General features: G+C 46.5%; 13 protein-coding genes. 10 read left to right on the top strand and 3 right to left on the bottom strand.

The genetic code is table 11. From position 1 onward, the window contains the following. Positions 1 to 20 precede the first annotated feature (20 nt). Complete coding sequence (locus GVO63_RS04070; RefSeq protein WP_159490261.1) at positions 21 to 920, top strand: LysR family transcriptional regulator; 900 nt, start codon at positions 21 to 23, stop codon at positions 918 to 920. Positions 921 to 942: 22 nt separating this feature from the next. Here the strand turns inward: GVO63_RS04070 and GVO63_RS04065 are convergent, their stop codons facing one another. Then, positions 943 to 1,914, bottom strand: coding sequence for an L-threonylcarbamoyladenylate synthase (locus GVO63_RS04065; protein WP_159578215.1), 972 nt, complete (start codon positions 1,912 to 1,914; stop codon positions 943 to 945). A gap of 256 nt (positions 1,915 to 2,170) precedes the next feature. Here GVO63_RS04065 and GVO63_RS04060 point away from each other — a divergent pair, with 256 nt between their 5' ends. Together GVO63_RS04060 and GVO63_RS04055 are read left to right on the top strand one after the other, a co-directional pair. Continuing rightward, a complete protein-coding gene (locus GVO63_RS04060) occupies positions 2,171 to 3,787 on the top strand; it encodes an NADH-quinone oxidoreductase subunit L (protein WP_159578214.1) in 1,617 nt (538 codons plus the stop codon). Beyond that, a complete protein-coding gene (locus tag GVO63_RS04055) occupies positions 3,787 to 6,198 on the top strand; it encodes a DUF2309 domain-containing protein (protein WP_159578213.1) in 2,412 nt (803 codons plus the stop codon). Before GVO63_RS04060 ends, GVO63_RS04055 begins: the two co-directional genes overlap by 1 nt. Before the next feature lie 50 nt (positions 6,199 to 6,248). On the opposite strand, the gene GVO63_RS04050 is transcribed toward GVO63_RS04055, so the two are convergent. Together GVO63_RS04050 and GVO63_RS04045 are read right to left on the bottom strand one after the other, a co-directional pair. Then, a complete protein-coding gene (locus GVO63_RS04050; RefSeq protein ID WP_159578249.1) occupies positions 6,249 to 7,613 on the bottom strand; it encodes a nitrate regulatory protein in 1,365 nt (454 codons plus the stop codon). 307 nt (positions 7,614 to 7,920) lie between these two features. After that, entirely contained in the window at positions 7,921 to 8,208 is a 288-nt protein-coding gene (locus GVO63_RS04045; RefSeq protein ID WP_159490269.1) for a hypothetical protein, read from the bottom strand. A gap of 437 nt (positions 8,209 to 8,645) precedes the next feature. On the opposite strand from GVO63_RS04045, the gene GVO63_RS04040 reads away from it, so the two are divergent. The 7 genes from GVO63_RS04040 to GVO63_RS04010 all read left to right on the top strand — a co-directional run bounded on the left by GVO63_RS04040 (position 8,646) and on the right by GVO63_RS04010 (position 19,906). Then, positions 8,646 to 10,211: a SulP family inorganic anion transporter gene (locus GVO63_RS04040; RefSeq protein ID WP_159490271.1), complete on the top strand. Its 1,566-nt coding sequence runs from the start codon at positions 8,646 to 8,648 to the stop codon at positions 10,209 to 10,211. A 335-nt stretch (positions 10,212 to 10,546) separates the two neighbouring features. Beyond that, a complete protein-coding gene (nirB, locus tag GVO63_RS04035; RefSeq protein ID WP_159578212.1) occupies positions 10,547 to 13,096 on the top strand; it encodes a nitrite reductase large subunit NirB in 2,550 nt (849 codons plus the stop codon). 37 nt (positions 13,097 to 13,133) lie between these two features. Beyond that, the gene (gene nirD, locus GVO63_RS04030) at positions 13,134 to 13,502 is read left to right on the top strand and encodes a nitrite reductase small subunit NirD (RefSeq protein WP_159578211.1); all 369 of its coding nucleotides are present in this window, start codon (positions 13,134 to 13,136) and stop codon (positions 13,500 to 13,502) included. A gap of 94 nt (positions 13,503 to 13,596) precedes the next feature. Then, on the top strand, positions 13,597 to 16,464 hold the full coding sequence (locus GVO63_RS04025; protein WP_236552052.1) for a nitrate reductase: 2,868 nt from the start codon (positions 13,597 to 13,599) through the stop codon (positions 16,462 to 16,464). Between the two features lie 12 nt (positions 16,465 to 16,476). Further along, entirely contained in the window at positions 16,477 to 17,448 is a 972-nt protein-coding gene (cobA, locus tag GVO63_RS04020) for a uroporphyrinogen-III C-methyltransferase (RefSeq protein WP_159578209.1), read from the top strand. Further along, the gene (locus GVO63_RS04015; RefSeq protein WP_159578208.1) at positions 17,432 to 18,421 is read left to right on the top strand and encodes a glycosyl transferase family protein; all 990 of its coding nucleotides are present in this window, start codon (positions 17,432 to 17,434) and stop codon (positions 18,419 to 18,421) included. The genes cobA and GVO63_RS04015 overlap by 17 nt, the downstream gene beginning before the upstream one ends. Positions 18,422 to 18,589: 168 nt before the next feature. After that, positions 18,590 to 19,906 (top strand): methyl-accepting chemotaxis protein, encoded by a 1,317-nt coding sequence (locus GVO63_RS04010; RefSeq protein ID WP_159578207.1) that lies wholly within the window; start codon positions 18,590 to 18,592, stop codon positions 19,904 to 19,906. Positions 19,907 to 20,056: the final 150 nt, after the last annotated feature.

Below are 20,056 nucleotides of genomic sequence, written 5' to 3'. Positions count from 1 at the left end.
AAGTTATTAGGGTTTTGTACATGGCTAGGATGAACTATCACCACCTCTATTATTTCTGGCGTGTAGCAAATACAGGAAACCTCACTCAGGTGGCCAACGAGATTCATTTGTCGCAGTCCGCGATTTCAGCGCAACTGAAACAATTTCAAGAAAATATGGGGGTAGCGCTGCTTTCCAGAGAGGGAAGGAAGTTAGTGCTTACCCCAAAAGGGAAGCAGGTTTTAGAATACGCAGATGAAATATTTTCAAAAGGAGAAGAGCTAGAAAACTTAATAAACAAAGGCATGCCAGCACAGTCTAGTCATGTGGCTATTGGTGTACTTTCTAACTTATCCAGGAACTTTGTAGAAAGTTTTACGCTGCCCTTAATCAACGACAAATTTACGACTTTTTCATTACAAACAGCCGGCTTGAGCAATTTACTCGACGGTCTATCCAGCTTTCGCTTCGATATTATCCTTACTAACCACAACGTAGAACTCGGCCAGCAAAAGGGCATTTGGCACAGTGAATTAGTCTCTCGTCAAGCTATCGAAATAATCGGCCCATCAAAGCCCCGAAAGGCAAGAAAATTCCCTCAAAGCTATGCTGATGCGTCGTGGGTGCTTCCCTCGCAAAACAGTGAGATACGTTCCGCCTTTAGCATTGCGTGTGCTCGGGCACAGTATACGCCCAACGTAAAAGCTGAAACGAACGATATGGCAATGCTTCGGCTTCTCGCTAGAGACAGTGGCGCGTATTCTGTTATGCCGTCTGTCGTCGTGCGAGACGAAGTTGCTAATGGTCTCCTTTATGTTCAGCAGAGTTTGCCAGATGCGTACGAGCATTTTTACGCAGTAACATTGGCTAAAAAGAAAGTGACACCTCAGGTTCAGAGACTAATTAATAACGCCAAAAGCGACATTATGGTTATGACGTAGGTGAGCCGCCACTACCTGCCGACTACTTAGCCACGACTCTGCCTATTCTATTGTTTATCGCTAACCACGCTTTATCATAAGGCGTCTCTTCTAAATATATACAGCGTAAATTTTGCTTGTCTAATTGATAAAGCGACGCGTAAAAATGGGCACTGTATTGAGCGGGATCCCTAGCTAGTTGAATAATGTTGCGGCATTCACCCTTTATGCTTTCTGAGAGAGCGGTGTAAGAAATAACTCCCTCATCATTATGAAGCAACATTTGAGAAAGCGCCTCTGTTGATAGAAGGTATACGGGGGTGTTTGGCTGATAGTGCTGTTTTGCACTACCGGGCACGGTCACGCCTAAGCTGTCGGCGTATTTGACTGGTCTTGCCAGCGCCTGCTCAATCATTAAATCATCAATAGGCCCAGGGCGCACGATAGTCGGCACGGGGGCTGTAACATCTATAATCGTCGACTCTATACCCACGTCCGATTGACCGCCGTCTACAACTGCAGCAATGCGTCCATCCAGTGACCTCAAAACATGCTCAGCGCAGGTGGGGCTTATAAATTTATACTTGTTTGCAGAGGGCGCCGCTAAGCCAGTGTTGGCAGCACGAATAAGTGTTATAAAGTTTTCACTAGAAGGAACTCGAAGCACAATGGTATCGTGACCGCCGGTCACTTTATCTGAAACCCAACGCTTTTTTTTCAATAATATAGATAAGGGGCCGGGCCAAAAAGCGTCTGCTAACTGGTATGCAATATCCGGTATGTCTCTGGCCCAATGGGAAATGTCATCAACGCTCGCGATGTGCACGATTAATGGGTTGTTAGCGGGTCTACCTTTGGCTTTGAACACGTTTTCAATTGCATGTTCGTTGGTTGCATCGGCGGCTAAACCGTAGACCGTCTCTGTTTTTACAGCGATACATTCACCTTGCGTTATCAGCCCAACAGCAGTTGCGATGTCTTGTGGAAAGCGTAGCACAGGGGTTTTGTAATTCATGAAGTTCCCAACTGGTTTTTTCTACGGTGATCATGCCGTGCGCTGAAAATTAATTAAAATTGATTATTTAAATATTAATCATAACTTTATTAGAACTATAAAGTTAACAACTTAACTATAGGTCAGCAAAATATGGGACCCGCTGCAAAACGCACTTTTAACAAATAAGTAAAAAAGAACGAATCTGGTTTTATTATATATTTTTTATAAGTATATAAGCGTGCTTTACTCATCCGCAGAAAAAAAGGAGGGTTGCATGTCATCTCAAACGAGTTCATTTTTACTCATTTTACTACCGCTATTTTGGACTATCATGTCGTGGTTTAGCGGCCCAAAAAACACAATGTTTTCCAAGTTACACGTTGAGCGAGTGGCTATTTGGGGCTCCATAGCATTGTTTTTACTCTCGCTGTTGGTAGGGCTCTTAGCGCCAGTCTCATCGAGCCTCGACACAATGATGGTGACACTTTCTCCGATGAAATCTGCGGTTATATTAACGGTAGTTACCATCGGTGTTATTTTGATGCGATTTTCTAGAAACTATTTCGTTGGTGAAGCGTGTTACCCCCAGTTTTTAAAATGGATGCAGTTAACCTTAGCATCGGTTGTAGTAACAATACTGGCTAATCACTTTGTTATTTTTTGGCTAGGATGGCTGTCAGTTAGTCTTTCTCTGCACAAATTATTACTTTTATATCCACAGAGATCACGAGCGGTTGTGGCGGCTCACAAGAAGTTCATACTTGCCAGAGCATCAGAGTTGCTGATGGCTGGCGCGTTTATTCTTTTATATAGCGCATTCGACACCCTATATATCAACGATATATTCACACTGTTGAGTAATGCCGCTGCAGATGATACAAACGGCTCAGTCGCTTCTATCCTCAGTGCCCAGCAAACCTCTTATTCACTATATGCTGCATGTCTTATCTCACTTGCCGCATTGATTAAGTGTGCTCAGCTACCTGCACACGGATGGCTGATTAACATTGTGGAAGCACCAACTCCCGTCAGTGCGCTGCTTCACGCAGGTGTGATTAATTTAGGGGGATATCTACTATTAGCCTTCGCACCGCTCATCTCATTATATTCTGAAGCACAATGGATATTAGGAATTGCAGCAGGCCTTAGCGTATTTTTCAGTGCACTAGCAATGACAACCCGCGTCACCGTGAAGGTCCGCCTCGCATGGTCAACGTCATCACAAATGGGACTTATGCTTATAGAGTGTGCACTTGGACTTTATGCGCTTGCGTTAATTCACCTCGTCGCTCATTCATTTTATAAGGCATACGCGTTCTTAAACTCAGGTTCAGCGGTTTATGAAGCCCTTGAACATGATATCAGTGCTCAGCGCACGCCTACGTTTGCCGATTGGCTCAATGCTCTGTTCATTACTTCTCTAATAGTGCTAGCAAGTTTCTCACTCACCGAATATCAGGGCCCAGCAAGTCCTTGGGTTCTCGTTACCCTGGCATTTACTGCTTACATCGCTATGCGAACCGCGACGTCTGATCAAACCCAACTTTATATTCTTGTGGGGATTTCCATTGCTTTGGTTACTCTCTATAGCTACGTGAAAGCCTTTGTTGCTGAAACCATTCTTTATCATTACCCGAAGCCAACCGGCATGTTTTCACCCGTCGATATTTGGGTGGTGAGTATTGTTGCTGCACTTTTTATTATCCATTTAGCCATGCTTTCCTACGGACACAAAAGGTTGGTTCAACAATTCAAGCAGTTGCTCTTCGCTGGTCTTTACCTCGACGAGTGGTTCACCAAAATTACCCTTAAGATTGCACCCGTTACACTAAGGCAAAGCAAAGAAAAGCATCAAAAATCAGCGTCGATCACACAAATAGGGAGCAAGTAATGTCAATCGTATCTCTTAATACTTCGAGTCTTGATGAAAAGCGTATTCATAGAGCGGCAGAAGAAGCATGTGGCGGTGTCGCGCCGAATTTTCCTCTTGATAAACTGATAGCGGTGAACCCCTTTTGGAAGCTTATCGACAAGCCTTTCCAAGATGTCTCAGCAAGGGTTCACGCACTTACTGGGATCACGGCATTGATGCCTGCGTCTTATTGGTTGGATCTCTATAAAGAAGGGGCTATTTCAGACAAGGCAATAGCGCATAGTTTGGCGCAATACGATGTTGGTATAGACAAAGATGCCTTTATTACCTCGTTGGGCAATGAACGCGCCAGTGTGACGTTACCTTTGCTGACAAAGCACTTCGATGCTTATCGCGGTAGTCATGAAATGACATGGGAAGAAGAATGTATATTTCAGATAAGCCAGTTCTGCGCTGCCTATTTTCAGCACGAATCTCCATTAGTGCAAATTGAGGGCAATACTCCTGCAAATACGCTATATAAAAGCTGGCTGAACGGTCTTAAACACGATAATGGCATTAGTGTATTGATGAATACGAAAAGCCTGAAGAAGATATTTAGTTCACTGCCAAGCGACGTCGATACCTTGCTAAAAGAAGCAACAGATGAGCTCAACATTCCTTCACAGTTTGCCAAAGATTATTTCTATGCGCTGATCATGAATCTTAACGGCTGGTCTTCTTATATTGCATATAGAACGTGGCTAAAAGAGTGCAACGAACTGCAGGGACTGTTAGCTATTCGCTTAGCGTGGGAGCTCATCGTTTATCGCTATTATCGGGAATGTGATGCCGAGAAAGCACAACAGGTTCATGTGCGTTTTGGCTACCTCGTAAAGCAATTGGCCTCCCGCATAGAACGATATAAAGATGAAGAGCGTGGGCTTTGGGTGATGATGTATGCCTACGAATATGAGCAACAGCAGCGTCTTCAATCTAAACTTGTTTCTGCGTCACCGGCAAAGCAACTTGCGCCAGATATTCAAGCAATATTCTGTATAGATGTGCGCTCAGAGGTAATACGCCGAACGCTAGAATTAAAAAGCCCATCCATTAAAACAATGGGGTTTGCGGGCTTTTTCGGCATGCCCATTTCTTATGCACCATCACACACAGATGCCGAAAGGCCGCAGTTACCGGGATTACTCTCACCGCAGCTTAGCGTGCATGAGAAAAATGCAGTCGCCCATAGAGCAGAGGTGACGCAACACCGAGCCATGTGGCATAAATGGAGTAAGTCGCCCCTTGGCAGTTTCTCAATGGTGGAATCAGCTGGCTGGTGGTACGTCTTCAAGTTGTTGAAGAATACGCTGCTTCCATCAAGCAAAGAAAATCCTATTAACGCCTTAAGTCACCACTGCGAGTGGGAAATCAGCAACAAAGATGGCCCGATTAGCCTTGAGGATAAAGTCGCCCTAGCGGCTGGTGCGCTTAAAATGATGGGAATAACCACATTCGCACCAACGGTTTTACTTGTTGGGCATGGAAGTAAATCAAGAAATAATTTGCATGCGGCTGGCCTTGACTGTGGAGCGTGTGGAGGCCAATCCGGCGAGGTGAATGTTCGGGTTCTCGCTCAGTTACTCAACGACAGCGAAGTGCGTAAATCACTGATTAAAATGGGTCATAAAATTGCCGGCAATACGCGATTTATTCCCGCTTTACACAATACCACGACTGACGACATCGAGTGTTTCGACAGCGCAGTGCCTGAAAAAGTGAAAAACTTACTGATTGATGCGAAACACCAAGCGCAAAAAGAACGCGCAAAACACTACAGCAAGAATCTGCCGTTTGAGTCTGATAAAAAGCGTAACCAACGCTTTCAACACAGAGCGAGCGACTGGTCACAGGTACAGCCTGAATGGGGACTCGCTGGTAACTCATCTTTTATCATTGGGCCTAGGGCCAGGACACGGGGTGTTGATCTTGAAGGAAAAACCTTTCTTCATGACTATGCGTGGCAAACAGACCATGATTCATCGATATTAGAAACCTTAATGACGGCACCGATGATTGTGACAAATTGGATCAATAGCCAGTACAACGCGTCTGTAGCAGACAACACTAAACTGGGCAGCGGCAATAAAGTACTGCATAACGCATTACACAATAATATCGGAGTTTTCGAGGGCAACTCTGGTGACTTGCGTATTGGTTTATCAAAGCAATCTCTTCACAACGGTCAGCGGTGGGTTCACCAGCCTGAACGCTTAAGTGTCTACATTGTGGCACCAAATACCAAAATTCTGAGCATTGTGGACAAGCACAAGATGCTGCAGGACCTTATCAATAATGACTACCTGTATCTGTTCAGCTGGGAACACCCTGCTGTCATAGAGCGCTTATACCGAGGGAAATGGTACAAGTCGCACGGCCTGAGTATGTAGAAACGTATTGTGTGTAGGAGTAGTGACACGGATGTCTTTTTTCCTATTGTCTAACTTTTTCGAGGCCCATTTGCTAAGGAGCGTTGTGCGCTTTTAGCGGCAATATTCACTATCTTTGCAGCAATGACCGCGATGGTTGTGTTTTCGCTCATGGCTTGTTTTTGCAGTCGGCGATACGCGGTATTTTCGCTTAGCCCAAATTGCTCCATTAAGACCAGCTTTGCTCGGCTTATCAGTTTCTGATCTTGAATTGCTCGCTTAGCTTCTTCGAGCTCTCGTCCCATGTCTTCTATGTGTTGGGCTTGTGAACGCAGTAAATCATAAAAAGAGCGGTGTGCAGATAACGTTTTTGTCTGCTCGCTGAGTGAAAGTGTTTTATTTTCGTCTTCTTTCGTGTCTTCCGCTAAGCCCGGCATGCTTGGGTCGAACAATAAGGTAAGCGGTGAGCCATCAGTAGCATGCTCATCATTGAAGCGCGTAAGGAGTTGTTGGTGGTTCGCCATTTCATTTTTTGCATCGGCTACTTTAGTGTTGGCCTGCTGTGTCAGGGCTTCGGTGAGCGCAACCTCGATAGTCTGCATTGCATCAATACGACGTGTTGCCACATCAAACCAAACTTCGGATATTTCACCGGCAATGGGGCTGCCGTCACTAAGTTGTGCAATCATATTTCTAAGCTGCGTGATATCAATTGTCGCAGGGCTCTTGTTTAACGTATCGAGTGCGTCTTTGTGCGGTTTACAGCTGAACTCACTAAAAATACTGAAGTGGTGGTCTTGGGCCTGTTGAAGTGCTGTAAGCTTTTCGCACAGGCGCGCATCAAAATGGGTTTCTGCAAAACCTATTGCGCCCCACGCGCGTTCTTGCCCCGCATACTCTTTAGCCTGCATAAAATTAAATAGGGCAACCAGTAAGCGGGTAATTGTCGGGTCGCTCGCGATATCCGCAGCTTCAAAAATAACAGTAAGTAAACTAGCCACCAAACGGCTGTAAGCGCGCGTAGATTCAAGCGGTGTTAGCTGCTGTTTGCTCACTTGCTCTCTCAAGCGAGGCAAATAGTCTGTAGCCTGCATAGCGAGTGTAATACTGCTCAGCAAACGCGGGTTACCTGTGATGATCTCATCAGTCAGATACAAAGCTTTTAAATGGCTTTTCAGCATAGATTCCGCTTGTTCGCTGGCAGTAACATATTGCATTCGCTCTTTGCCATAGCGCTCGCCTTTTGAAGCAAGAAAGATATTGCTAGCGCCACGCTCTTTTTGTAGTTCATGAATGAGTTCGCGAACCGCAATGACGATACGACAATTGCTAGAAAGCTGCTCAAGCACGGTGATTTCAGCGTGCTTAGCCGCTAACAAAAAACGCTTAGTCGCGTCGCTACAAAGTGCAATGGTCGGTTCAGGTTCATGAAGCATATTAAGGCCTGCTGCTTGTTGGTACACACGTTTCGCTTTTATTTCGAGGGACACGTTTTTATGCGAATTGATATTATTCAACTTAAGCAGCAAGCAACACTTATGCCCTGTTTATTAGAATTAATGAAGATGAACGCCAGAGTGGACAAAAACACGCTGAATGCGGACATCTAGCGGCATGAGGTGTGGCTGGAACGTTTACTTAAGGTCATTTTATAAGGGGTAAGAGAAGGTGAAAGACGTCGGGAAGGAAGAGGCTGCGCCAAAATGGTGCAGCCTCACGAAATATGTGGTTTTGCTTGCCAAACTAGTTTCTGACTACGCGAAGAAACCAACCTACAAATAGTGAAATTAAGAAACCGAAGAAGGCAATCATTGTGGTGATGGTTAGCATTTGCCCTGAAAAGTCAGCATTCTCGCCAGTGTGCTCGCTAACCAACATTCCTGATGCTTTAAAAATGAACAATGCAGCGACACAAAAGAGCAAAATAACGGCGGTCGACATAATAGTGGCTTTCCAATAAGCCTTCGGCGACATCCAATGAATAGCGCCTGCCACTAGCACGCACAAAATAGTCAGAATATAAGGTACCACTTTAACTCCTCGTAGAATAAGACTTGTGCCTTATTGCGACGTCTCATCATAGCTCCGTATTAAAAATCGAAACACATTGAACGACGCGGTTAATAAAAACCATTATACGATGCCATGTACAATGCAATTTGTCAGCATTCGCTATTAATTTAAGCCCTGAGGTCGCGCACGAAAAATTGACAAGCTCACGGTATTGGGAAAGGGGCAAAGCACGTTGCGCTTATCACGTCAGTGCCAACGAGAAAGTGCCAGGACCTGGTTTTCTTTTATGTACATCAAAGATCAACACGCCCTAGTAACAATCTATTAAAAGATTTTAAGCGACAATGGTGATAGAATCGCCGAAAAATTCTCCTACCTGCTCGTTGGTGTTCTGCTGTAAAGCCGTTTACGCCGCGGTAGGTTATTGTGTTTAACATCTTAGCTTCTGAGAGAACATGTTCGATTTAATTACCAGTAAAGACAGCAACGTTAAGAACGACGTGCTATCAGGTATTACCGTGGCGCTCGCCTTGGTCCCTGAAGCCGTTGCTTTTGCATTTGTAGCCGGCGTAGAACCAATGATTGGTCTTTATGCAGCGTTTATGATGGGCCTAATCACGTCTGCGATTGGCGGTCGCCCGGGAATGATTTCTGGTGCTACGGGGGCCATGGCTGTGGTTATGGTGGCATTGGTTGCCCAGCATGGCGTGCAGTATCTATTTGCCGCAGTTATTTTGGCCGGTTTGCTGCAAATTATGTGCGGAATATTCAAGCTCGGGAAGTTTATCCGACTGGTGCCATACCCAGTCATGCTTGGCTTTGTGAATGGTTTGGCAATTGTCATTTTCTTAGCTCAGCTGGGTCAGTTCAAAGTCACTAACGCAGCCGGTGAGTTACAGTGGATGGAAGGTACACTACTATACTGGATGCTAGGACTGGTAGCGTTAACTATGGCCATCATTTATTTGTTACCTAAGTTAACCAAAGCCGTACCCGCGTCGCTTGTGGCCATTGTCACGGTCACCTTGCTAGTACACGGACTTGATTTAGAGGCTCGTACCGTTATCGATTTCGTTCGCGACCTGCTTCCTGCTGAGCAGCGTGACACCGCCACATTAGCGGGTGAGCTTCCTAGTTTTGCTATTCCTATGGTTCCGTTCACCTGGGAAACCTTCATGATAATCCTGCCTACCTCAGTTATTCTTTGCTTAGTCGGTCTTATCGAGTCACTTCTTACCCTTTCATTAATTGATGAAATGACGGATACCCGCGGGCGCGGAAACAAAGAGTGTGTGGGTCAAGGCGTTGCAAATACTGTCAACGGTTTCTTTGGCGGCATGGGCGGTTGCGCTATGATTGGCCAAAGTATGATTAATATTAACTCTGGTGGCCGTGGCCGCTTGTCTGGTATCACTGCAGCGGTTGTATTATTAGGCTTTATTCTATTTGCCGCCCCCCTTATCGAAATGATCCCGCTTGCTGCCCTTGTTGGCGTTATGTTCGTGGTGGTTATTGCTACATTTGAGTGGGCGTCATTCAGAATTGTTCGTGGCGTTAATAAAGAAGATGCGTTCGTACTTTTCCTGGTAACCGGCGTGACGGTTATTGCCGACCTGGCTATTGCGGTGGTTGTCGGTGTTATTGTTTCAGCCCTTGTATTTGCATGGAAACACGCCCGTCATATCGAAGCCAGGTCACACATCGATAACGATGGCTGGAAAGTTTATGAGCTAGACGGCCCATTGTTTTTTGGCTCGGTATCTCATTTCAAAGACTTATTTGATATTGCTAACGACCCAGAAGACGTGGTGATCGACTTTAAAGACTCTCGCATTTGGGATTCATCAGGCATCGATGCGTTAGATACCCTTGCTGACAAATACGAAGAGCAGGGTAAAAAGCTACACATTCGTCATATCAGTGATGAGTGTCGCTCACTGCTTCGTAAGGCTGACAAATTTGTTGAAATTAACGTGGTTGAAGACCCTCGCTACCGCGTAGCGACGGATAAACTGGCTTAAAACATGTAATACCAGTCCGCATAGATCATTGCCCCTACGATGCACCAAGTAAACACAGTCATGCGTTTGTTTGGTGCATACGGCGTATTTGAGTTAACCCTTTTTTTCAGTAAGTTAAATAAAAACATAGGGTTACGTTTTTGGCACTTAACTTGGATAGTCATAAGCGTAAAGTGTGTTTTGGTGATTTGTGTCAATCGCTGAAAATAGTGTGATTTATAACACTCCGTAAAAATGTGTTAGCCAACCTAAACCATTGGCAAAATAGGCAACGAAGCCCGCATCAACGAAAGTTGACGCGGGCTTTTTTTTGTCCCGAAAAAAAGAGGAATACCATGACTTCATTGGACTCAAAAACGCAAATTGTCGTCGTAGGCAACGGCATGGTGGGCCATCATTTTGTCGAACAGCTCCACCAAAGCGACGCCAATGTAGAAATAACCGTCTTATGCGGCGAGTCTCGTCTTGCGTACGACCGCGTTTATCTGTCATCTTTTTTTAGCGGTGCAAGTGCAGATGACTTAGCGCTCACTACACCCGCTCAGTACGCAGAGTGGGGTGTACACGTATTCACCAACGCCTTGGTTACCGATATAGACCGTGACAATAATAAAGTCACGACTTCAGAAGGGCAGGTGTTTAGCTACGATAAACTTGTGCTAGCCACCGGTTCTTATCCTTTTGTACCGCCTATTCCCGGGAACGAGCAAGAGCACTGCTTAGTGTATCGCACCATTGACGATCTGCTCGCTATTGAAGCATCAGCAGCGGTGAGCAAAGTAGGTGTGGTCGTCGGTGGCGGTCTTTTGGGCTTAGAAGCAGCAAATGCTTTAAAACAAGCCGGTCTCGACACGCACGTGGTTGAGTTTGCGCCGCAGCTTATGGCAGTGCAGCTAGACCAAGCGGGAGGCACCGTACTTAAAGACAAAATCGAAGCATTAGGCGTTAAGGTACATACCCAAAAGGCAACCCAAGCTATCGAGGCCGGTGATACCTGCCGCTATAAAATGGTGTTTGCTGACGGCACAGCACTAGAAACTGACATGATTCTTTTTTCTGCTGGTATTCGACCTTCCGACCAGCTCGGCAGAAAGTCAGCGCTAACACTGGGTGAGCGCGGCGGTATTGTCATTGATAACCACTGCGTGACATCTGACCCAAACATTTACGCTGTGGGTGAATGTGCGCTGTGGGACAACAAAATTTTTGGCCTGGTAGCACCTGGCTATACCATGGCGCGCACGGCAGTAAGTCATATAACCGGCGGCGACGCCGAGTTCGCTGGCGCAGATATGAGTACCAAACTCAAGCTAATGGGCGTGGAGGTGGGCTCAATTGGTGATGCCCATGAACGTACAGACGGTGCGCTTAGCTACACCTACTTAAATCAGCCTGAAGGCGTGTATAAAAAGCTGGTGGTAGATAGCGAGCAAAAGCACGTACTGGGTGCTGTGCTTGTTGGCGATACTAGCGACTACGATACGCTTTTACAGTATGCGCTCAATAAAATCGAACTACCTGAACATCCAGAAAGCCTCATTCTTCCATCTTCAGATGCAGCACCGGCCCTTGGTGCCGATGCACTGCCAAATACCGCGTCTATTTGTTCGTGCCTAAACGTAACAAAAGGCGACATTGTTACAGCCATTGAAGGCGGATGCTGCAGCGTAGCCGATGTAAAAGGTGCAACGAAAGCCAGCACTGGATGCGGTGGATGTGCCGCCCTGCTAAAAAATGTGGTGGATAACGAGCTTGAAAAACGCGGTGTGGCAGTATCAAAAGCTATTTGTGAGCATTTTGACTATACCCGACAAGAACTTTTTCACATCGTTAAGGTAAACGGCATTCGCACGTTTGATGACCTGCTAGCGCAGCATGGTGAAGGTTTAGGTTGTGAAATTTGTAAGCCCGCAGTCGGCTCAATTTTAGCCTCGGTGTATAACGACTATATTCTGAAAGCGTCGCACTTACCGCTGCAAGACACCAACGATATTTACCTTGGTAACATGCAAAAAGACGGGACCTACTCTGTGGTACCGCGCGTGCCGGGGGGAGAAATTACGCCAGATAAATTGATTCTTCTTGGCGAAGTCGCAAAAGAATACAACCTGTACACCAAAATCACTGGCGGTCAGCGCATTGATTTATTTGGCGCGCGCGTAGAGCACTTACCCGATATCTGGGAAAAACTCGTTGCTGGCGGATTTGAAACCGGTCATGCCTACGCGAAGGCGCTGCGCACAGTAAAATCCTGTGTGGGAAGCACCTGGTGCCGCTATGGGGTACAGGACTCTGTGGGCACGGCCATTGACTTAGAGAATCGTTACAAAGGCTTACGAGCGCCGCACAAAATAAAATTTGCCGTGTCAGGCTGCACCCGCGAGTGTGCAGAGGCCCAAAGCAAAGACATTGGTGTTATTGCTACCGAGCAAGGTTGGAATCTGTATGTTTGCGGAAACGGCGGCATGAAGCCACGGCATGCGGACCTGTTTGCCACGGATCTAGACACCAAAACCCTCATTAAATACATCGACCGCGTGCTGATGTTCTACGTGAAAACGGCTGACCGCCTGCAGCGAACCTCGGTGTGGATGGACAACTTGGAAGGTGGCTTAGCTTATCTACAAGATGTGGTCATTAATGATGCGCTTGGCATTAATGCTGAACTAGAAGCACAAATGGATACCGTGGTTGAAGCGTATCAGTGCGAATGGAAGACCACCATTGAAAACCCCGAGTCGCGCAAGCGTTTCCGTCAATTTGTAAATAGTAATGCTAGCGACACCAATATTCAGTTCGTTTCAGAGCGAGGTCAGGTTCGTCCAGCTACTGAAGCTGAAAAAGTAGTAGGGAAAGAGCAGTTTATTCCCGTCTCTGTGGTGTAGCTAGCGGCTATATCAATCGTGTCAGGAGAAATACATTATGACAGCTGTACAAAACAGATTAACGCCAGAGCAGGCAGTGCAGTGGCACTACGTTTGTAAGACGAGCGACTTGGTGACAAACAGCGGGGTTTGCGCCCTTGTTGAGTCACAGCAAGTGGCAATTTTCAGTTTAAAGATAAACGGCGAAACCCAGATTTTCGCCATTAGCAACTATGACCCCATCGGCAAGGCAAATGTGCTGTATCGTGGGCTTTTGGGGTCGATAGGCGGTGCGCCTGTCGTCGCATCGCCTTTGTACAAAGAGCATTACTTTTTAGAAACCGGGCTATGTAAAGAACACGATGATGTGTCAGTGACGACATACCCGGTGAAACTAGAGGGCAGCAATGTTTTTGTTGGCGCCTGAGAGCGTTGCGCTTACTTGAAAGTCTGAAACGGACTAAGCCATTGGGCAAAAACACTTCACAGGCTGCGAAATCGAAAAAGGTAATGAAATGAATATGGCTACACGACAACCCGACATAATGTCTGAGCAATTAAGACAAACAACATGCCCATATTGCGGCGTAGGGTGTGGTGTAGATATCAGTTGCAACGTAAGTAAGCGTGCCGTAACCCTGGACACTGTGAAAGGCACGCCAGAGCATCCCGCCAACTATGGAAGATTGTGTGTTAAAGGAACAAACCTGCTTGAAACGAACGACATAAATGGACGTTTACTTCACCCAACCATGGCAGGTCAATCGGTGGACTGGGACACGGCCACAGATAAGATTGCGGAAAAGATCACCTCTACCATTGCGCAGTATGGCGCGGATGCCGTTGCTTTTTATGTATCAGGCCAGCTTCTCACCGAAGACTACTACATTGCCAATAAGCTGATGAAAGGTTACATCGGCAGTGCCAATATCGATACCAATTCACGCCTGTGTATGTCATCAGCCGTTGCCGCTTACAAGCGCGCGTTCGGCGAAGACGTGGTACCTTGCGATTATACTGATCTGGAATGTACAGACTTACTGGTGATCACTGGCAGCAATACGGCGTGGGCACACCCAGTGCTTTTTCAACGCATTCAGCGAGCAAAGCTGAAGAACCCGAACATGAAGGTCATCGTAGTCGACCCGCGTAAAACCGAAACCTGTACCATTGCTGATTTCCATCTGCCTCTAAAGCCAGGTAGCGATGTGGCACTATTTAATGGTTTGCTCAGCTACGCATCGCAAAGGGGGCGAATAGACAGATCTGCCGTTGAGACCTATGCCGAGGGACTTGATGAAACGCTCAATAGTGCAAATGCCCTAACATTAGATGACGTTGCTAAAGCATGCGACTTGGACATAAGCAGCATTAAGGCCTTCTTTGATGCCTTCTGCGAAGCCTCTCGCGCATTGACTTTTTATTCTATGGGCGTGAACCAGTCTTCTGCTGGTGTGGACAAAGCCCAAGCCATTATCAACTGTCATTTAGCCATGGACCTTATTGCCAAAGACGGTTGTGGCCCGTTTTCAATCACAGGCCAGCCCAATGCTATGGGTGGCCGTGAAGTAGGCGGCTTAGCAAATATGCTCGCGGCTCATATGGACCTTGAAAACCCTGAGCATATCAGCGCTGTTAAAACCTATTGGAATGCCCCTGTTATGCCCAAAGGGCAGGGGCTTAAAGCTGTTGATTTGTTTAATGCAATTGAGAGTGGAAAGGTAAAATTCGTTTGGATAATGGGGACGAACCCCGTTGTCAGTATGCCAAATCGCGGTCAAGTTGAACGCGCACTTTCTAAATGTGACATGGTGGTGGTGTCTGATATTGTTGAATCTAACGATACGCTTAACTACGCCCACATTGCTCTACCTGCCACGGGTTGGTCTGAAAAAGACGGCACGGTGACGAACTCAGAGCGCCGTATTTCACGTCAGCGTGGCATTCTGCCACCGCCTGGGAATGCAAAACACGATTGGCAAATACTATGCGAAGTGGCGGGTAAAATGGGCTTTGGCAAGGCATTTAATTTTACCCATCCGTCACAAATATTCTGCGAATACGCTGGGCTAACCGGCTATCAAAATAACGGGAAACGACAATTAGATCTGTCAGCATTACAAGCGTTAAGTGAAGCTCAGTACAATGGGCTATCGCCATTGCAGTGGCCTTTTCAAAACGTAAATAATGGTGTGAATACACCCACGCCCAATGGTGACTTAATGCCTAAGCTTATCAGCAAACGCCCCTTTGCAGACAAGCAATTTTCGACGCCCAGCGGCAAAGCTAAACTTATCCCGGTAACTTACAAAGCGCCATTGCAGATTACATCAGACGCTTATCCTTTTGTTGCAAACAGCGGTCGAGCGCGAGACCAGTGGCATACCATGACACGCACGGGTAAAGCGGCAAAGTTACTGGCTCATATGCCAAGCGCATACGTGCATATCAACCCGAGCGACACTGCTAAATTAGGGGTTGAAAGTGGAGATCTTGTTTCTCTTTCAAGTGCGGTATGTAAAGACGCCCCTGTTATCTACCCGGTTAGAACGGATACAGATATGCGCAAAGGGGAAGTGTTCATTCCCATCCATTGGTCGGCGCAATGGGGGTCTCATAGCAAGCTAGGCGCACTTTACGCCAGCGCAGTAGACCCTATTTCCGGTCAGCCTGAGCTAAAACACGCTGCGGTGGCCATCGCGCCGGTTCATTTCGCTACGTATGGCAAGCTCTTTATTTCATCGGTTTTACAATCGACAGACAGTTCTGAGATCCGCCCCTTTGATGACGACGCGCTAAAGCATGTGTGTGATTACTGGAATAAAATTCCGCTTGAGCGCACAGACGCCTCTGCAGATGTAAGTCGGTCGAATGCCGCACTATCAGTATTGAATGTTGCTTCGAACAGAGGCCGTCGAGATTTTACACAGAGTTTGATACCACTGCTGCCGCAAAATGCGGTGTTAGTGCAGTTTCATCACCATACATACTCGGTATGCCTCGCTCTTATGGATAACATACTCTGCTTCGCTGCGTTTCTGGGCGATGAGCCAGAAAAAGCGACAATAGCACAGGCTGCCGCCTGCACAGAGAACACGTGGTCAGTGCCTAACTCTTGGCTTGCTAGCCTCTTAAATACGCCCATTTCACTTGATACTCAGCGCAACTTATTACGAGGCCAAGTCGATGACGTATTTTTAAATGGTGATGTCGTTTGCAGCTGCTTCGAAGTGCGTGAAAAAACGATTACAGATGCCATCACCGCAGGTTGTTCGACGGTCGCCAGCCTAGGTGAGCAGTTAAAATGCGGTACCAACTGCGGCTCGTGTAAGCCCGCCTTGTCTCAGTTTATAGACAAGTATTTAGTCATAGAAACCCAATCTGTTTAGGAGCGTTAAATTATGTCAATTGCATCTAGTTGGTCGTTACCGTTTTTGCGCACCTTATTCAAACAGCGCACACCTTCTCTTAATCTGTTAACTCGCGATGCGATTTCCACCACGACAACACGCCAGCATCCCGCTAATTCTAAAACTTCGGCAAAGCATTCATACCTAGACAAGTGGTTGAAGTCAGAAAAAAGACAAAGCGAATATCATAAACAAGGACAGGTGTTCATCGTCGGTGCTGGTCCAGGCGATGCCGAGTTACTCACCTTAAAAGCACTTCGTCTGCTGCAACAAGCCGATGTGGTGCTTTTCGATGCGTTAGTCAGTGAAGATATTCTTGCGCTTATTCCCTCTAAAGTGGTCAAAGAATACGTAGGAAAACGCTGTAAAAAGCATAGCTTTACCCAAGATGAAATTTGCAGGCGGGTGGTTGAGTTGGCAAGCAATGGTCATACGGTTGTGCGGTTAAAAGGTGGCGATCCGGCCCTATTTGCAAGAACTTGTGAAGAAACTGATGCGCTAACAAAAGCCGACATTCCTTTTGCCATTGTGCCCGGTATTACTGCTGCGTCAGGTGTATCCGCCTATACAGGAATTCCTTTAACTGACAGACGCTGTGCTCAGTCAGTGAGTTTTATGACCGCACATTTTAAAGACGCAGAGCTATGGCCTGAAATGGCATCGATGGCGGAAAATGTTATAAATCAAACCATGGTGGTCTACATGGGGCTAAGCCGGCTTGAAGGGCTCTGCAAAGGTTTGTTACAGCACAAGGTGCCAGGCACGTGGCCGGTAGCGGCTATCGAAAACGCCACGTCTTCGCAACAGCGCGTCATTACTGGTGTGCTGGAGGATATTCATCGCAAAGTTAAGGCTGCAAATTTAACGGGGCCCACGTTACTTATATTTGGAAAGGTGGTAGAGTCTCGTCAACAGGTTAACACTCTTCTACTACATTCATCCGAGCATGCAGCAACCATTTAGCGACTACATTAAAATTATCGGCAAGGGCCAAAAAGGCGGGCGGAGCCTAACCCGTGATGAAGCTTATCACGCTATGAAAATGGTATTGGCTAACGAAGTGACAGGTGACCAACGGGGTGCTTTTCTCATGTTACTGCGCACCCGTGAAGAAACGCCAGAAGAAGTTATTGGCTTTGTCGATGCTTGCAGAGAGTTGATAGAGCCAGAGGTAAAAACACTTACCCCCACGTTAGATATTGGCTGTTATGCAGGCAAACGCCGTCAATTGCCTTGGTATTTACTCGCGGTAGCGGTACTGGCCAAAAACGGCTATTCCGTTATGCTCCACGGTGCTCATGAACCGGGTTCGGGGCGCCTTTATGCAAGTATAGCGCTACCCACGTTGGGTCTGGCTGAGGTGGACAGCATTGCTGACGCAAAACTGCAGTTGGCAGAAAAGGGCGTTACCTACCTTGATTTGTCTTATTTACTTCCTGCTCTTGATACGATCATTAAACTTCGCGAGGTTTTCGGCTTACGTTCATGCGCAAATACTCTCGCAAGGTTGCTGAACCCTGCTGCAGCGCAATACGGTGTGCAGGGTGTTTATCATATGCACCTTGACCATAAACACTATCGGGTTAACGAAAATTATCCTTCGATAGACGCGCTCTGCTTTCGGGGGGATGGTGGCGACCCTGAAGTAAATGGTGAACGAGAAACTGAGCTTTTCATTACCCGAAATGGCGAGACAAAAACAATGATAATGCCGGTGGTTGCCGATAAGTGGGCCCTTAAAGATAAGGACATGAACGTGAGTGACATGCTCGATGTGTGGGCTGGTAGGACAAATAGCCTTTACGGTGAACAAGCAATCCTGAGTACGCTCGCCAGCTATTTGGTGCTCTTACAACGCTGTGATGTTGCCGACGCATTGCGCCAAGCAAGGCAGCTCTGGTCTCTGCGTGATGTTACGCGCAAGCCCTTTGCGTAAACGTATTGGCTGATTCAACGTACGTGGGTGAATCTTGCAAAGCATATCTTTTGTTTAATTAATTTTTTCTAAAACCTCTGCTATCTTTTACTCATTCCTTCTCAAATAAACATCGTGTTCCACACATCAATGGTACATGGCTAAGGTTTGGCGTCTCAGGAGCGCAGAATGTTTTTTAAGAACAAAGAATTAGTTGCAGAAAATCAAAGATTACAGAAAGAGTTGTCAGCCTATAAAACGGTTCAAGAAGAATTGCGGGAAGAAATGCTCTTCATTGAGCTAGATTCAAGTGGTCGAATTCGTGGTTTAAACGATTTGTGCGAGCAAGCAATGGGGTATCGTGCTGTTGATATCGAAGGAAAAACATTAGGTGACCTAATGCCGGCGACATCAAAAAACAAAGGCGATGTACAGAACATGCTAGGAGCGATAAAAACCCATCGTCATTGGCATGGCGCCATGAATTTTTTAAACGCGAAAGGCGAAGTAATGTGGGTGAGGGGAATTTTACAACCCGTTGACGATGCGTTTGGAAACGTGAGTTACATAGCGTTTTATATGGCAGAGCAGACGCGAAACATCACCGAGAGTAAAGAGCAAAGGGACATGATAGCTGCGCTCCATCGCTCATCAGCCGTTATCGAGTTTAAACTCGACGGCACTATTATAAAGGCCAACGAAAACTTTCTTAAAGGAATGGGATATTCACACGATCAAATTGTAGGTCGACACCACCGCATTTTTTGTACGCAAGAGGAAGCAAACTCAGACCAATATAAACAATTTTGGCGCGACTTATCACAAGGTAAGCTAGAGTCAGGTCGTTTTAAGCGAATAGATAGTCGGGGTAACGATGTGTGGCTTGAGGCTTCCTATAATCCCATTCGCAATGAAGACGGCGACCTATACAAAGTGGTGAAATTTGCCACTGTAATTACGGAACAAATGGAAAGAGAATTTGCTATTTCTGAAGCGGCTAACGTGGCTTACACCATATCGCAAAATACCGGTGAACAAGCTCATAAAGGGAGCGAAGTGCTTAATGCTACTGTGAAAGCAATGAATGAGCTTACAACGCAAATGGGGAACGCAAGCGAGGGAATTAAAGATCTTGATGAGCAGTCTCAAAAAGTCGCTGATTTGGTCAAGAGTATCAGTGGAATTGCAGATCAAACCAATCTTCTTGCCCTAAATGCCGCTATTGAAGCTGCTCGCGCGGGCGACCAGGGCCGAGGGTTCGCTGTCGTCGCCGATGAAGTAAGGCAGTTGGCTTCACGGACAAGCAGTGCAACGGAAGAAATAGTCAACGTAGTGATGGAAAATAGAAAACTCACAGAAAACGCCGTTCAGCTAATTGAAGCTGGACAAGACAAAGCACGCGAAGCATTAGAGTATTCAACACAATCTGGGCATGCCATGGGAGAGATTCAAAGCGGCGCAAACGAGGTCGTTAATGCCATCGGCCAGTTCACTAAGCGCTTATAGAATAAAGCGCATGTTAAACTCGCCCTTCGGGAAGGTCTGGCGTGCTTCCTAGCTCCATTCTGGGAACTTGAAGGGGAACTGCCATTCCTGCATTCCCACGCTTCGCTAGGAAACTTGCCAGCGCCTTCTGAGTGGGCAATTATCTATACG

Origin of the sequence: Alteromonas sp. KUL106, from assembly GCF_009811415.1 — a bacterium.
Taxonomy (GTDB): Bacteria; Pseudomonadota; Gammaproteobacteria; order Enterobacterales; family Alteromonadaceae; genus Alteromonas.
The sequence above is the reverse complement of the archived record's forward strand: the minus strand, read 5'-3'. Positions and strand labels throughout refer to the sequence as shown.

Bases quoted from the DNA above. Each gene is read 5' to 3' on its own strand.
- GVO63_RS04070 (WP_159490261.1), top strand. From the start codon at position 21: ATGGCTAGGATGAACTATCACCACCTCTATTATTTCTGGCGTGTAGCA.
- GVO63_RS04065 (WP_159578215.1), bottom strand. From the start codon at position 1,914: ATGAATTACAAAACCCCTGTGCTACGCTTTCCACAAGACATCGCAACT.
- GVO63_RS04060 (WP_159578214.1), top strand. From the start codon at position 2,171: ATGTCATCTCAAACGAGTTCATTTTTACTCATTTTACTACCGCTATTT.
- GVO63_RS04055 (WP_159578213.1), top strand. From the start codon at position 3,787: ATGTCAATCGTATCTCTTAATACTTCGAGTCTTGATGAAAAGCGTATT.
- GVO63_RS04050 (WP_159578249.1), bottom strand. From the start codon at position 7,613: ATGCTTCATGAACCTGAACCGACCATTGCACTTTGTAGCGACGCGACT.
- GVO63_RS04040 (WP_159490271.1), top strand. From the start codon at position 8,646: ATGTTCGATTTAATTACCAGTAAAGACAGCAACGTTAAGAACGACGTG.
- nirB (WP_159578212.1), top strand. From the start codon at position 10,547: ATGACTTCATTGGACTCAAAAACGCAAATTGTCGTCGTAGGCAACGGC.
- nirD (WP_159578211.1), top strand. From the start codon at position 13,134: ATGACAGCTGTACAAAACAGATTAACGCCAGAGCAGGCAGTGCAGTGG.
- GVO63_RS04025 (WP_236552052.1), top strand. From the start codon at position 13,597: ATGGCTACACGACAACCCGACATAATGTCTGAGCAATTAAGACAAACA.
- cobA (WP_159578209.1), top strand. From the start codon at position 16,477: ATGTCAATTGCATCTAGTTGGTCGTTACCGTTTTTGCGCACCTTATTC.
- GVO63_RS04015 (WP_159578208.1), top strand. From the start codon at position 17,432: ATGCAGCAACCATTTAGCGACTACATTAAAATTATCGGCAAGGGCCAA.
- GVO63_RS04010 (WP_159578207.1), top strand. From the start codon at position 18,590: ATGTTTTTTAAGAACAAAGAATTAGTTGCAGAAAATCAAAGATTACAG.